Consider the following 13,095-nt stretch of genomic DNA (forward strand, 5'->3'; position numbering starts at 1 on the left):
TTTGCAATTGCTGACCGATCAGTTTTACGAAGGGTTTAAAGAGAAAATTTTTGCGATGACGATGCGGTTCGAGCTCACCCACGCGACGGATCCAGACGGAGCCGCGGCGATCATGCCGGGAGGTTGGCGGCCGCGCGTCTACCGGCTCCACGCCGAGCGACTGCATCTGACGCGAAAATATCTCGAATTGGCCCCCGGCCTGTCGATCGAGGAGCTTCGGCTTTCGGCGGGCGGCGTCCGCGTCGACGGCGTCTTCGACCCCGGCGTGCTCAAGATCGGCTTTATCGAAGCCGAAGAGATGCGCCTTCTCGGCTGCCGCGTCAGCAATGTCGTCCTGGGCGTCGGCTATGGCGGCGCGCGTTTCGATAGCGTTGGAGCGGCGCCGGGCGTTGTGTTGACGCTCAATTTCTCCCCGACCCTCGCGCGCCGGGTGGTGCCGGACGCCGCCCTGCCGCGTTTTCTGTCTCGCCTGTCAGGACCGAGCGGGCTCGCAACGCTGCTTTACCCGATCACGCCCAAAGCCTTCGCCCTGCAGGGGGAAATGCGCCGGCTGCTGACGCTGGCCGAGAGCGGCGCGCCCGGCGCCGCCTGGCCGCATGACGCGCCAGGCGGCATCGTCGCGGCCTGCGCGGACCTGATCGACCAGATATTGCGGTCCACCCTCGAAATCCCGCAGATGGCCCCGGGCCGTCGGCGCGATCTGGCGCTTTCGGTGGAGCTATTGCTGTGGGAGGGGCCTGCCGCCGGCCGCTTCGGCAAATTCGCGCTCGACGACGCCGCGCGGCGGCTGGGCAGTTCGCGCCGCAGCATCCAGCTCGCCCTTCAGGAAGAATTCGGCATGGGCTTCGTCGCGCTCAAGCGCGCCATTCGCTTGCAGCAGGCTCACGCTGTCCTGAAGAACGCGCCGCGCATCGGGATCGGCGAAATCGCCCGCGCCCACGAGTTTTTTCATCAAAGCCGCTTCTCGAAGCAATACCGCGAAATGTTCGGCGTCCTGCCCTCCATGGGTCCGCACGAGACGCAAGCGGGCGGCTGAGCGCGGTTACTCCTTCGCCTCAGCGCGTTTTTGCGCAAAATGGCTAAGGACAAGCTGGATTTGCTCGCTTTATCCTCCGCGGACGCCCCTGATCACCGCGGCGCGAAGATATTCGCCAAATTAGCGCGTCGGCGGAACAGGTTGAGAGCGATTCTCGACCACGAAGACCAGACTGATGAACTCTTGAACGATTCGATGGATACGACCGACATATCTTCCGAGCGCCGAACGATAACGAGACGTGAACTGGCGCGGGCCGTTTCAGCCGCCTGTTCAGCCATCCCCCAAAACCGGGCCGGGCTTCTGGTCGACGCGGTTCTCGAAGAAATAGCCGACGCGCTCGTCGCGGGGCAGAACGTCACCCTGTGCAATTTCGGCAAGTTCGTACTGGTCGAAAAGAAAGAGCGCAGGGGCCGCAATCCGCGCACGGGGGAAGTGGCCCTCGTTGAACCGCGCAGGGTCGCGAGCTTCCGCCCCTCGCGCCATCTCAAGGCGATGATCGCGAAAGCCGGCCCGTGCGGCGGCCTGGATGATTGAGGCCCTCTCGCCGAGGCGCGGGCGCTGAAAGAGAAAAGCCGCGCGAGAGATCGCGCGGCTTCCTTTCGTCGCGTCGGTAGAACCGGCCCCTAGAACTTGCCCGACTGCGTATAGGTCGCGCCGCCGGCGGCGTAGGTCACCGCCCAGGCGTCGCCGGTCAGGTCGCGCATCACGCCGTTTCCGTTCATCTGCGCTGCGAACGTCCCGGAGCCCGGATAGATGATCTGGCCGGGATTGAGCTTGAACGTGTAGACGAAATTCGCGCCCGACGCGAAACTCTGGACGATCTGCCCGCCGAACGTGTTGTAGGCGCCGTTATAGGAAGCATTCGCCGAAGGGACGGTGATCGTCGCCGTCAGATCGGTGATCTGCGTGGTGGTCGAAAGAACCAGATCGTCCTCGTAATACCAGGGCCCGCTGGCGTTGCGCTTGGCGGAGAAGGTCGCAGGGCCCGCGCCGCCACCGCCACCTCCGCCGCCGCCGGCCGGCGCGTTGATCGTCAGGGCGAGCGCGGTCGACGCGCCGAGCGCGCCGCTGGTCCCGGTAATGGTGAAGGCGCTCGTCCCCGTCGGCGCCGACGCGCCGGCGGCGAGCGTCACCGTCGTCGAGGTCGGCGAAGATTGCGGGCTGAAGGTCGCCGTCACGCCCGCCGGCAGGCCGGTCGCCGAAAAGGCGACATTGCCGGCGAATCCGCCCGCCGGCGTCACGGACACGGTCGCCGTTCCGGACGCGCCCTGCGTCACCGTCAGACTCGTCGGACTGGCGGAAAGGCTGAAGCTCTGGGTCGGCGGCGTCGAGGTTCCGGCGAGCACCACCGTCTTCATCGAATAGGGCGGCACGGAAATCGAGAAATTCGTCCCCTGTCCCGTGACGGCGCTCGACGTGACTGCGCTGCTCGACGGCGTATAGGAATAGACCGTCGCCGTCCCGCCGGGCGTAAAGCCCGTCAGCGACACATTGGCGTTGGCCGTGTTGTTGCGATCCTTGTTGATGAGTAGGACCGCAAGGCTTCCATTCGCCTGCCGCGCCGCATGCGTCGTCAACAGGCTGTTGTTCGACGTAGAGGCGACCAGCGCGTCCCCGGCCTTGCCGAGATAGGACGCCATCTGCATGCCGTAATAGGCCGGGAAGGGCGTATTGGCGGCGGGCTCCCCGGACTGTCCGTTCGACAGGATGCCGTAGTCGCCGTAATTCGTCGCGCCGAAAAGGCTCGACGAAGCGTTGCCCCAGACAGCGCCGTTATGCAGCGCCCAGACATCGACGCTGGCGGCGCCCTTCTCGAGCCAGGTCAGCATATTGTCGGCGATGAACATCGCATTGACGACGCTGAGCGTCTGCTTGCCGGGATTGTAGGTGACCGAATTCGTTTCGGTGACGAGGATCTGGACGCCGGGCGCGCGCACGCCGGCATATTGGTTGATCAGCGTCTTCAGCCGCGACATCATCGACGCGATGCCGGCAGAAGGGTCCTGCGGGGAAGCGAGAAGACCCGCATCCGATTCCTGGTAGGGCTCCTGCGGATACCAATGGACGATAACGAAATCGATCACGGAGCCGCACTGCGCCAGAACGTTCGTGTTCCAGTCGGGCGACTGGCCGTCGGGCCATCTGCCGGGGGCCGTCAGCACGACGCCGATCTTGATCGTCGAGTCGACCGCCTTCATGGCGTTCGCAAATTGCACGACGTTGCGGCCATAGGTCGCCGGATCCTTCTGCGCGTGGAGATCCGTCTCCCAATTCCCGCCATATTGGCCGTTGCCGTAAACCTCGTTGCCAATCTCCCAATATTTCACGCCATAGTTCTTGGTCTTGTTGGCGTAGTTCACCCAGGCCGCCGCGTAGGCGGGATCGCCGCCGCCATTGCCGCTCTGGTTCGAACCGTAATTGACGGTGATGATCGGCGTTGCGCCGACGCTCTTTGCGACCCCCATGAAGGCGTCGAAAGTGTTGCTGGGATTTGCGTAGCTTCCCTGGCCCGGAACGATGGAGTTCGTCTGCCAGTTATAGACGTCCGACGTCGAGCCGCCGGGATAGCGCAAGGCGGCGACGCCGGCCTGCTTCAAGAGAGTCGGCACGACGCCGTCGAGAAGATTGCCGTCCCACACCGCCGTGTTCAGGCCAAAGCCGTGCGCCGGGATCGTCGCGAGATTGGTTCCGGCGTTCACGCCGACGGAGACGGCTGTCTGAGCCATGGAGGGAGAGATGAAACCGACGCCCAAACTCAAGGCCGCGGCGGCGCTGATCGCGCGAGCCAAACAAAACATTCGCAACGCTCCTGTAAAAACCTGACTTCTATTTGGTTAACTCGAGTTAACCAGTTTACTTTCGAGCCGCCAATCGGCAGTTCAGAAAAGCGCGACGTTACATCGCGTCATGGTTAACGACGCGGCGCCCGCGCCAACAGCGCGGGGCGTCCTGCAATTCGCAACACGTTTACCATCCGCGACTCCCTGCCATATCCTTATCCATCCGCGTTCAATTGACGCGTTTCGCACAAGGCGGCTGAAATTCGCATTGAGACGATCGCGCAATTTGTTTCTATCTGTCGCAAACGCCGCTCCAGCCACCGGACCCGACCATGGAAACCAAAAGCTTCCCCGACGATTTTCTCTGGGGCGTCGCGACCTCCGCCTATCAGATCGAGGGCGCGCCGCTCGCCGACGGCGCGGGGCCGAGCGACTGGCATCTCTTCGCGCATGAAGCGGGCCGCATTCTCGACGGCGGCCATGGCGACACTGCATGCGACCATTACAATCGCTGCGCCGACGACATTCGCCTCATCGCCGAACTTGGGGTCAACGCCTATCGCTTCAGCGTTTCGTGGAGCCGGATTTTTCCGCAAGGCGTCGGCGCGAAGAATCCGCAAGGACTGGATTTCTACGACAGACTCGTCGACGGCCTTCTTGCGCGCGGGATCGAACCTTTTCTGACGCTCTACCACTGGGATCTTCCCGCCGAACTTGCGGCGCGCGGCGGCTGGGTCAATCGCGACAGCGCCGAATGGTTCGGCGATTACGCGCATACGCTCTTTCGGGCGCTCAAGGACCGCGTGCGATTCTGGACGACCCATAACGAGCCCTGGGTCGTCATGCACAATGGCTACGTCAAGGGCGCGCATCCGCCGGGACGCGCCGATCTCTCGCAAGCCGCGCAAGCCGCGCAAAATCTGCTGCGCGCCCATGCGCGCGCCGTGCAGGCGTTCCGCGCCGACCCCACGGGCAAGATCGGCGTCGTCGTCAATCTCGAGCCGAAGGAGCCTGCTTCGGACGATCCGCGCGACATCGCCGCGGCGACGGACGCGGAAGCCTATATGAACCGCCTTTTCCTCGACCCGCTGTTTCTTGGTTCATACCCCGAGGAGGCGGCGCGCATCTTCGGCAAGGATTGGCCTTCGTTCCCGGAAGAAGACATGCGGCTCATCAGAGAGCCATTCGATTTTCTCGGCCTCAATTACTACACGCGCTCCGTCAACCGCGCCGACCCGACCGCGTCGCCCGACGGCGCCGCGCCGGTTCGTCAGAAGGGATCGACCTACACGGAGATGGGATGGGAGGTTCATCCGCAAAGTCTCGCGCGCACGCTCCTCTGGCTCAAGGAGCGCTATGGCGACATTCCACTTTATGTGACCGAGAACGGCGCCGCTTTCGCCGATCCGCCGGAAGAGCGCGGAACGATCGAGGATCACGCGCGCGTCGATTATCTGCGCGGCCATCTCGTCGCCGCCCACGAGGCCATGCGACAGGGCGTCAATCTCCAGGGCTATTTCGTCTGGTCGCTCTTCGACAATTTTGAATGGGCGTTCGGCTACACGAAACGCTTCGGCATTGTCGGAGTCGACTTCGCAAGTCAGCGCCGCACGCCAAAGCTCAGCGCCGAATTCTACAGGCAAACGATCGGCGCGCGGGGACGCAACCTGTTCCAGCGCGCGTGAAAGCGCTCGATCATCGCAAGGCTTTCGCTGTATTAATGAATACTCTAAGATAATTCAACGAGATGACAAGAATAACTTGAGCAGAACAATAACTATTTTCAAAACATCTTGGAACGCCTAGCGTTAATGAAGCATTTAAGCTAAGAATTGATTTAAAGGCTCGGGGGTGCCGTTATGCGTAAGAGCAACCTACGCGTTGAGCGCGACTTATTGGCTGGTTCCGGGGTTCGCCCGGGACGGCAAGATCATGTTGCCGGTTTCCCCGGCGAGTCGTTCTTCTCCCGGGTCCCGTGGCGGGGTCCAGCCGCCTGACCCGTGGAGCCAGAACGCCGCGCCTGCGGTGAAAAGAAGTGGTTCGCGCGCTTCTTGGCGAGCCCGTTTCCCGGAAATCTCGAGGCGGAAAACGCGGCCGAAAAAGCCGCGCATCAGGTTTCGTCTCCAAGTTTCAACAATATTTGCGAGCTGACCATGTCCGGCACTGAATTTTTGGGCGACTACAAATCCGCCGATCAATCTCGAAAAAATTCCCACGCTTTTCTGTACTGCGGCCCTGGAGAGCGCAGACGCCTCACCTTACCGCCTTCGGCGGGGGCCGGGCAGAGCAGCGCCGGCGCCCGCACGCGCGCTGACGCTGACGCTGACGACGGCAGGGCAGAACCGAAAGCCACTAGCGCTGGCGCACGCCGCGACTGACTGCTTCGGGCCGGCCTTGGTCCGAAACGTCCCGCCCTTGCGCGGGACGTCCGGAAAAGGCGACGCTAATGTCGCGTTGCGATCTTGAAGCCTTCTTCGGCGAGATCCTCCGCGAGTGCGCCCGCGTCGCGGTAATCGACCACGAGAGACTGCTCCTGCCAGAGCAGCTCGTCGAAGCTCAGATAGTTGCGCACGAAGTTTTTGGCCGCCTCCGTCAAGGGCTCGAACAGCCATACGCCTGTCTGGTCGGAGATGAGGAAATCCTGGGTCATGGCTTTCCCCTGTTTTTACGGACGCCCGCACGATAGAGCTGGGCCGTCCGATGCTGGGAGCGACATTAATTAGGGCGCCGGCAGGCGGCGAACAGCGCCGTTCGCGAAATATAGCCGGCCTTTTCCGCCGTTCTGAAGGCGCTTGGCGCCCGTCATGAGGACGGTGAAAGGCGTTTAGTCTGTGCATCAACAGCCTGCAGATCGGCTGGCCCCCCAGTTGGCCGCCCAAAGCCGACCGGGGCGTCGCAAGAGCATTATCCCGCCTTGTCCAGTTAGCGCAAAGGCGCTCCCAGTAGACCCACGCCCGCTGGCGCACCGACGATTTCGACTCGATGGGATTTGCTGTTGGAGAAGGTGAGACCCGCAACGGAAGCGGTGAGAGGTTGGCCACCATAATTAACTGTCAGCGTACCTATGGCGTCAGTGGCGTTCCCAGTTGTGTGCTCGTCATACATGACCACGACTTGGGGATTTGTGGTGCTGGGGTATGTTTGATGAGCGGTAAACGAGGTTGTAAACGGGATACCCACCGCGGTAGCAGAAAGGCGCATCTCTAACGGCCCACCACAATCGCCGCTGCCAATCAACAAAGTAAGCGGTGCCGTACCAGAGGCAACAACGGTTTTTGGAAGCTGGGTTGGTGTTGGTGGATTGCTGGAGATGTTAACTTGAGTGAATCCACCGGCGCAAAGTGCATTGGTGCCAGGGCACGACACGTTAGCAAAGACAAACCCGCCAGGAGTCGTAGTTCCGCCGGTGCCAGGCTCTTTCTGGACGGAAGTCGAAAAAGAAAAGTTCCCGGATAGTGCGCAGCTGTTACTCGCTGAAAAAAAGCCATATAATTCGATACCCGACATAGTTAGTACACTGCTAGCGGCCTGCACCCTTGCCGGAAGAGCAATAAGCGCAAGAACGAAAATGAGACTTAGCGATTTCATTGAAATCCCTCCCGACTTCCTGTCGCTGTTTCAAATATGACTTATTAGGTCAGAACAAGACTCCGTACGTAAAAAATCACACACGGCCCTGAGAGGCAGCTTGCTGTTGCTGCACCGGAAGCAGCTTGAGGCGGCCTTGGAGTATATGCGCGAGGGCGACACCGTCGCTAAGCTCGATCGGCTTGCCCGTGTCTGTGGCTCAACTTGAAGAGCTTATGAAGCGCCTGAACGCGAAGAAGGTTGGGTTGCGCATTCTCGCTAGGGGGATCGACACCACAAGGCCACTTGGAAGCTGATGTTGCAGATTGCCGATCATGTGGCTGAGTTCGAGCGCTGCGTGATGCTTGAGCGGCAGGGCCGGCATGGCCAAAGCCGAGGGTCGCTACAAGGGCCGCGCTCTACCGCACGAGCGCAGGCAGACGACATCGAGAGGCTGGCTGCTGGCGGTGTCACGAAGCAGGCAGTGGCCAACGAGCTGGGCGTTGGTGGGTGCTGAGCCAGATGAGCGGCCCGATGATATCGACGTGGCGAATTTCACCTGGCGGATTTCGAGAAACTCCATGAGGTGTGCCGCACCAAGCTCGGTTTAGACGAGTTCGGGGATGAGCCTCCGCTTACGAAGGCACTTTCGCAGTGGAGAGCGCGACGCCATGGGCTTTGTGTGTTGTCAGTGTTGGCGAGGCTGCCTGTGGGGATGGGCGAAACCTGAGAGGACCATTCGGCCTCAAGCTTAGCGTTGGTCTCCGTGAGCCTCCATATCGCCTCCATCCTATCCCGAGTGCAGAGACTTAGCCGGACGAAGGTGCTGTTTAGGCCGAGTCTGTCCTTGGGATGCGCCGGTAGAACCAGTAGACGCCATCGGGGCTTGTGGTGAGGTAACGTATGTTGACTGAAAAGCAGCCATCGGAGAGGACATGACGCGGCACTTTGTATCGCCTTTCGTATCACCGAAAGAGCGACCAAAGTTTGCTTATCTCATTGCTTTGGAAGGCAGAAGTCCGGGAGATATGGTGCCCAGGGGCGGAATCGAACCACCGACACTGCGATTTTCAGTCGCATGCTCTACCAACTGAGCTACCTGGGCCCGCGCGCGGCGCGTGGAGGGGCTTATAGAAAGGGCGTCGGCACTTGTCCAGCGCCCTTTGCAACTTTTCTCGCGCCGCCTTGCCCGCTGGCGCCGCATCCCCTAAACCCGGCGCGATCCATGGAGGGAATATGAGCGATATCAGGCGAATTGGCGCGGGTCCGCGCATGAGCAAGGCGGTTGTGCGGGGCAACGCCGTCTATACGGCCGGCCAGGTGGCGGAGAAGACCAAGGGCGGCTCCGTCGCGGAGCAGACCCGCGAGATTCTCGGCCTCATCGATGAGCTTCTGGCCGAGGCCGGCAGCGAGAAGGCCAAGATCCTCTCGGCCACCATCTATCTTTCCGACATTTCGACCTTCGCCGAGATGAACAGCGTCTGGGACGTGTGGGTCGACAAGGAAAACCCGCCCGCGCGCGCGACGGTGGAAGCCAAGCTCGTCACGCCGGACTACAAGGTGGAAATCGCCGTCATCGCGGCGAAGTAGTTCCGCTCAGGGGATTGTCAGGGTCCCAGGCGTAGCGCAGCGTCTCGAAGCGCATCGCGAGCGTGTCGATCAGCAGGAGGCGGCCGACGAGACTTTCTCCAAAGCCGACGATTTCGCGCACGACTTCGAGCGCCATCATCGCGCCGACGACCCCGGGCAGCGCGCCCAATATCCCCGCCTCCTCGCAGCTCGGCACGGTCCCGGGCGGCGGGGGCTCGGGGAAGAGGCAGCGATAGGTCGGGTTGGGCTTGCCGTCCGGCCCGGTCTCGAAAGGGCGCAACGTCGTGAGCGACGCGTCGAAGCCGCCCACCGCCGCCGTGACGAGCGGTTTCTTCATGTAGAAACACGCGTCCGAGACGAGATAGCGGGTCGCGAAATTGTCCGACCCGTCGGCGACGAGATCATAGCCCGCGATCAGCGCGCTGACATTGTCCCCGGTCAGCCGCAGCGGATGAAGCTCCACGCGCACGTGCGGATTGAGCCTTGCGATCGCGTCCCTGGCGCTCTCGACCTTGGGTCGCCCGACGCCGGGCGTGTCGTGAATCACCTGCCGCTGCAGATTGGAGAGCGACACCACGTCGTTGTCCACAATGCCGATCGCGCCCACGCCGGCGGCCGCAAGATATTGCAGCAGCGGCGCGCCGAGGCCGCCGGCCCCGACGACAAGTACGCGCGCGGATTTGAGTTTTTGCTGTCCGGGCCCGCCGATTTCGCGCAAGACGAGATGGCGGGCGTAGCGTTCGATCTCCTCTGGGCTGAGGCTCATCCGGTCTCCGGCGCTTGCATTAACAGCTTGGCTGGCGATGCTGCGAATTGCGCCGATTCGGGCGCGGGGCATCGGGCGATTTTTCATGACCATAGCGGCTTCGCCGCCCGGTCTCCAGCCGGAGGAATATGACGAGATCGAAGCGGCCGTCATGTCGACCAGCCGCGGGCGTCTCTTCATGGCCGAGCACGCCCGCCGCGTCCGCAGCGCCGAGAGCGCGCGCATGCTCGCCGCCATCGAGCGGCTGGAGGCGCGGCTGGAAGCGCAGCAGGCGCTGGCGCCGGTCGAGGCCTTCACGCTGGCGGATCGGCTGACGGAGCTCTCCTGGTCGCTGCGCGAACGCGGCGTCGAGGATTTCGTCTGCGGGAAGATCGACGCGCTGGCGCGCGAGCTTTCGGGCGCGGGGGGCGTCGCGCGCGCCGCTCAGCAGCCGGCCGAACCGACGCCCGTCATCGAAGCGCCAGGCCGGGTTGTGGAAGCGTCGGCGCCAGCGCCGGCGCCTGTCGAGCCCGTTGCGCCGGTCGTTGAAAAGGCCGGACCGGAAGAAGCGCCCCCCATCGAGCCGGTCACGCATGCTCCTGAGCGCGCACCGGCCGATCCCCGGCCGGACGAGCGCCTCGCGGCGCTGTCATGGCTGGACCGTCTGCCCCTTGTCGACCGCTTCGCCCTTTTCGCCTGACCGCTTGAGCGCGCCGAGCCCGACGGCGCCGAGCGAGGCCGCGCCCCGCGCATAGGCGATATTGTCGAGAAACTGCCGGGCGCAGTTCTCCCAGGTGAAGGTCGCGGCATGGGCAAGCGCCGCTTCGCCCGGAATGTCGAGCGCCGCGAGCGCCGCCGCACGCAAATCCTCGTCCAGCGCGCCGGCGCCGCTGGCTCCGACGACATCGAGCGGCCCCATGACTGGAAAGGCGGCGACAGGCAGGCCGCAGGCCATGGCTTCGAGCAGGACGACGCCGAATGTGTCGGTGCGGCTCGGGAAGACGAACACGTCGGAAGAGGCGTAAAGCGCGGCGAGCTCTACAGGCGTCTTCACGCCGACGAAGGTCGCTTGGCGGTAACGCGCCTCCAGCGACGGGCGGGCGGGGCCATCGCCGGCGACGAGTTTCGAGCCCGGCAGATCGAGCGCGAGAAAGGCTTCGAGGTTTTTCTCGACGGCGAGACGGCCGGCGTAAAGGAAGATCGGTCGCGGCAGGTCGAGGGAGATTCTTGCAGCCGGATTGAAGATCGTATGATCGACGCCGCGCGACCAGCGCAGCAGGCGGCGGAAGCCGCGCGCATCGAGTTCGCGCGCGAGGCTCGGCGTCGAGACCATCACCCCCGCGCCGGCATTGTGGAAGCGGCACAGCGCGGCGTAACTCACGCCGACGGGAAGGCCGCTTCTCGCGTGGATATATTCAGGAAATCGCGTGTGAAAGCTCGTCGTGAAGACGAGGCTATCGCGCAGACACACGGCGCGCGTCGCAAGGCCGATCGGCCCTTCCGTAGCGATATGGATATGGTCGTAGCCCTGTTCGAGCCGCCGCCGCACGGCGCGAGGCGTCGCGATCGCCAGCGAAATCTCCCGATAGGTCGGCATCGGAAAGGAATGGAAGTCGCGCGGCGTCAGAAAGTCGATCTCGGCCCCGAGCGGCGCGGCCGCGCGGGCGACGGATTCCAGCGAACGCACGACGCCATTGACCTGCGGCCGCCAGGCGTCCGTCGCGATGAGAATTCGCATTACGCAGCCGCCGCTCTCGGCGCGGGCAGCGCCTTGATCCGCGACGCGTCGGCGCCGGCGTCGCGCTCGGCGGCGGTCGTCAGCCAGTGGAGAATTTCGAAGGTTCCGTCTTCATGCTCGGCGACGGCCGTACAGCTTTCGACGAAGTCGCCCGTGTTCACATAGCGCACGCCCTCGATCGTCTTGATCGTCGCGTGATGAATGTGTCCGCAGACCACGCCGTCGACCCCGCGGCGCCGCGCCTCGGCGGCCAGCGTCTCCTCGAAGTCGCCGATGAAATTGACCGCTTCCTTCACCTTCAATTTCGCCCAGGCGGAGAAGGACCAGTAGCCGACGCCGAACAGTCGGCGGAAGCGGTTGAGGACCGTATTCGTCGCGATGGCCGCGTCATAGGCCCAGTCGCCCAGCAAAGCGAGCCAGCGCGCGTTGCGCACGACGATGTCGAACTGGTCGCCATGGATGACGAGCATCTTCCCGCCGTCGGCGGTTTCGTGGATCGCATGGTCCATCACCTCGACGCCGCCGAAGGTGAGGCCGGTATAATCGCGGGCGAATTCATCGTGATTGCCCGGCACGTAGATGACGCGCGTTCCCTTGCGGGCCTTGCGCAGCATCTTCTGCACGACGTCGTTATGCGCCTGCGGCCAGTGCCAGCCCTTGCGCAGCTTCCAGCCGTCCACAATGTCGCCGACGAGATAGATCGTCTCGGCGTCGTTGTGCCGAAGGAAATCGAGCAGCAGATGCGCCTGCGCGGCCTTCGCGCCGAGATGCAGGTCGGACAGAAAGAGCGTGCGGTAGCGCCTCGGCTCGGGCTCGACCGCGCCATGCGCACGGAAATTGGCAAGGTTCTGTTCGCCCATCGGCGCGTTCCTCCCGGTCGATCGATGAGAGGCTTTGACCAGATTCAGGTCACAGTCCGATGACATTGGCGGCGCCAGATTGACGTGCGCGACCGCCGTTCGATATTTCGAACGGAATCGGTTAGATTGCCGTCCGTTTGAAAGGGCGCGGGGGCGATGGGCGTCGAGGGCAAGGAAAAGCACAAGATTCTGGAGGCCGGGGCGCTGGCGCTGTCGGGGCAGCTCGGCGCGACCATCCAGCGGCTGCGAAAGGCCTATAATCTCTCGCTTTCGGAGCTTTCGCTGCAATCGGGCGTCGCCAAGTCGATCATCAGCCAGATCGAGCGCAACGAGACCAATCCGACGCTCGCCACCATCTGGCGCCTCGCTCAGGCGCTGGACGTTTCGATCGAGCGCGTGCTGCAGACGACCGAAGACGAGCCTTTCCTCGAAAAGACCAGCAAGGCCGATACGCCGATCCTGCTCTCGGACGACGGCAAATGCCGGCTCGCCATAATCGGCTGGATCAAGACGGTGGAATGGCTGCAGGTCTATGAGCTCGCGGCCGATCCCGGCGGCGTGCTCGAGTCCGACCCGCATCAGCGCGGCTCGGTCGAAAGCCTCTCCGTGCGGGAGGGCGAACTCGAGGTCGAGGTCGCGGGCGTCAAGGAGACGGTGAAAGCCGGCGAGACGCTACGCTATCGCTGCGACCGGCCGCATGTGATCCGCAATCTCGGCAAGGCGCAGGCGCAGGCGACCATGGTCTGCATCCTCAAAGCCGCCGTGATGGAATAAGT

12 protein-coding genes and 1 tRNA gene are annotated in these 13,095 nt (G+C 63.2%); 6 read left to right on the top strand and 7 right to left on the bottom strand.

Translation table 11 applies throughout. The features are described 5' to 3' along the window. Window positions 1–55 precede the first annotated feature (55 nt). Together ACPFMJ_RS12590 and ACPFMJ_RS12595 are read left to right on the top strand one after the other, a co-directional pair. The gene (locus ACPFMJ_RS12590; protein ID WP_424360358.1) at window positions 56–1,036 is read left to right on the top strand and encodes a helix-turn-helix transcriptional regulator; all 981 of its coding nucleotides are present in this window, start codon (window positions 56–58) and stop codon (window positions 1,034–1,036) included. A gap of 183 nt (window positions 1,037–1,219) precedes the next feature. Beyond that, a complete protein-coding gene (locus tag ACPFMJ_RS12595) occupies window positions 1,220–1,573 on the top strand; it encodes an HU family DNA-binding protein (protein WP_424360359.1) in 354 nt (117 codons plus the stop codon). Between the two features lie 89 nt (window positions 1,574–1,662). On the opposite strand, the gene ACPFMJ_RS12600 is transcribed toward ACPFMJ_RS12595, so the two are convergent. After that, window positions 1,663–3,837 (bottom strand): hypothetical protein, encoded by a 2,175-nt coding sequence (locus ACPFMJ_RS12600; protein WP_424360360.1) that lies wholly within the window; start codon window positions 3,835–3,837, stop codon window positions 1,663–1,665. A gap of 314 nt (window positions 3,838–4,151) precedes the next feature. Here ACPFMJ_RS12600 and ACPFMJ_RS12605 point away from each other — a divergent pair, with 314 nt between their 5' ends. Continuing rightward, on the top strand, window positions 4,152–5,504 hold the full coding sequence (locus ACPFMJ_RS12605; protein WP_424360361.1) for a GH1 family beta-glucosidase: 1,353 nt from the start codon (window positions 4,152–4,154) through the stop codon (window positions 5,502–5,504). A 758-nt stretch (window positions 5,505–6,262) separates the two neighbouring features. Here ACPFMJ_RS12605 and ACPFMJ_RS12610 read toward each other — a convergent pair. From ACPFMJ_RS12610 to ACPFMJ_RS12620, 3 genes are all read right to left on the bottom strand, one after another. Further along, window positions 6,263–6,469, bottom strand: coding sequence for a hypothetical protein (locus ACPFMJ_RS12610; protein ID WP_424360362.1), 207 nt, complete (start codon window positions 6,467–6,469; stop codon window positions 6,263–6,265). 272 nt (window positions 6,470–6,741) lie between these two features. Further along, the gene (locus tag ACPFMJ_RS12615; protein WP_424360363.1) at window positions 6,742–7,407 is read right to left on the bottom strand and encodes a hypothetical protein; all 666 of its coding nucleotides are present in this window, start codon (window positions 7,405–7,407) and stop codon (window positions 6,742–6,744) included. Window positions 7,408–8,415: 1,008 nt separating this feature from the next. Further along, a tRNA-Phe gene (locus tag ACPFMJ_RS12620) sits at window positions 8,416–8,491 on the bottom strand. A gap of 131 nt (window positions 8,492–8,622) precedes the next feature. Between ACPFMJ_RS12620 and ACPFMJ_RS12625 the strand changes: the two genes are divergently transcribed. Continuing rightward, window positions 8,623–8,976, top strand: coding sequence for a RidA family protein (locus tag ACPFMJ_RS12625; protein ID WP_424360364.1), 354 nt, complete (start codon window positions 8,623–8,625; stop codon window positions 8,974–8,976). On the opposite strand, the gene ACPFMJ_RS12630 is transcribed toward ACPFMJ_RS12625, so the two are convergent. Continuing rightward, the gene (locus tag ACPFMJ_RS12630; RefSeq protein WP_424360365.1) at window positions 8,960–9,742 is read right to left on the bottom strand and encodes a HesA/MoeB/ThiF family protein; all 783 of its coding nucleotides are present in this window, start codon (window positions 9,740–9,742) and stop codon (window positions 8,960–8,962) included. The genes ACPFMJ_RS12625 and ACPFMJ_RS12630 overlap by 17 nt on opposite strands. Window positions 9,743–9,827: 85 nt before the next feature. Between ACPFMJ_RS12630 and ACPFMJ_RS12635 the strand changes: the two genes are divergently transcribed. Further along, a complete protein-coding gene (locus ACPFMJ_RS12635) occupies window positions 9,828–10,421 on the top strand; it encodes a hypothetical protein (RefSeq protein WP_424360366.1) in 594 nt (197 codons plus the stop codon). Here the strand turns inward: ACPFMJ_RS12635 and ACPFMJ_RS12640 are convergent. Together ACPFMJ_RS12640 and ACPFMJ_RS12645 are read right to left on the bottom strand one after the other, a co-directional pair. After that, window positions 10,371–11,459, bottom strand: coding sequence for a glycosyltransferase family 4 protein (locus ACPFMJ_RS12640; RefSeq protein ID WP_424360367.1), 1,089 nt, complete (start codon window positions 11,457–11,459; stop codon window positions 10,371–10,373). The two genes, ACPFMJ_RS12635 and ACPFMJ_RS12640, sit on opposite strands and share 51 nt — an antisense overlap. Beyond that, entirely contained in the window at window positions 11,459–12,319 is an 861-nt protein-coding gene (locus ACPFMJ_RS12645) for a UDP-2,3-diacylglucosamine diphosphatase (protein ID WP_424360368.1), read from the bottom strand. The genes ACPFMJ_RS12640 and ACPFMJ_RS12645 overlap by 1 nt, the downstream gene beginning before the upstream one ends. A 156-nt stretch (window positions 12,320–12,475) precedes the next feature. Here ACPFMJ_RS12645 and ACPFMJ_RS12650 point away from each other — a divergent pair, with 156 nt between their 5' ends. Next, window positions 12,476–13,093, top strand: a complete 618-nt coding sequence (locus tag ACPFMJ_RS12650) for a helix-turn-helix domain-containing protein (protein ID WP_424360369.1) — start codon at window positions 12,476–12,478, stop codon at window positions 13,091–13,093. The last annotated feature ends 2 nt before the right edge of the window (window positions 13,094–13,095 follow it).

The organism is Methylocystis parvus (assembly GCF_049675845.1).
Lineage (GTDB): Bacteria > Pseudomonadota > Alphaproteobacteria > Rhizobiales > Beijerinckiaceae > Methylocystis > Methylocystis parvus_A.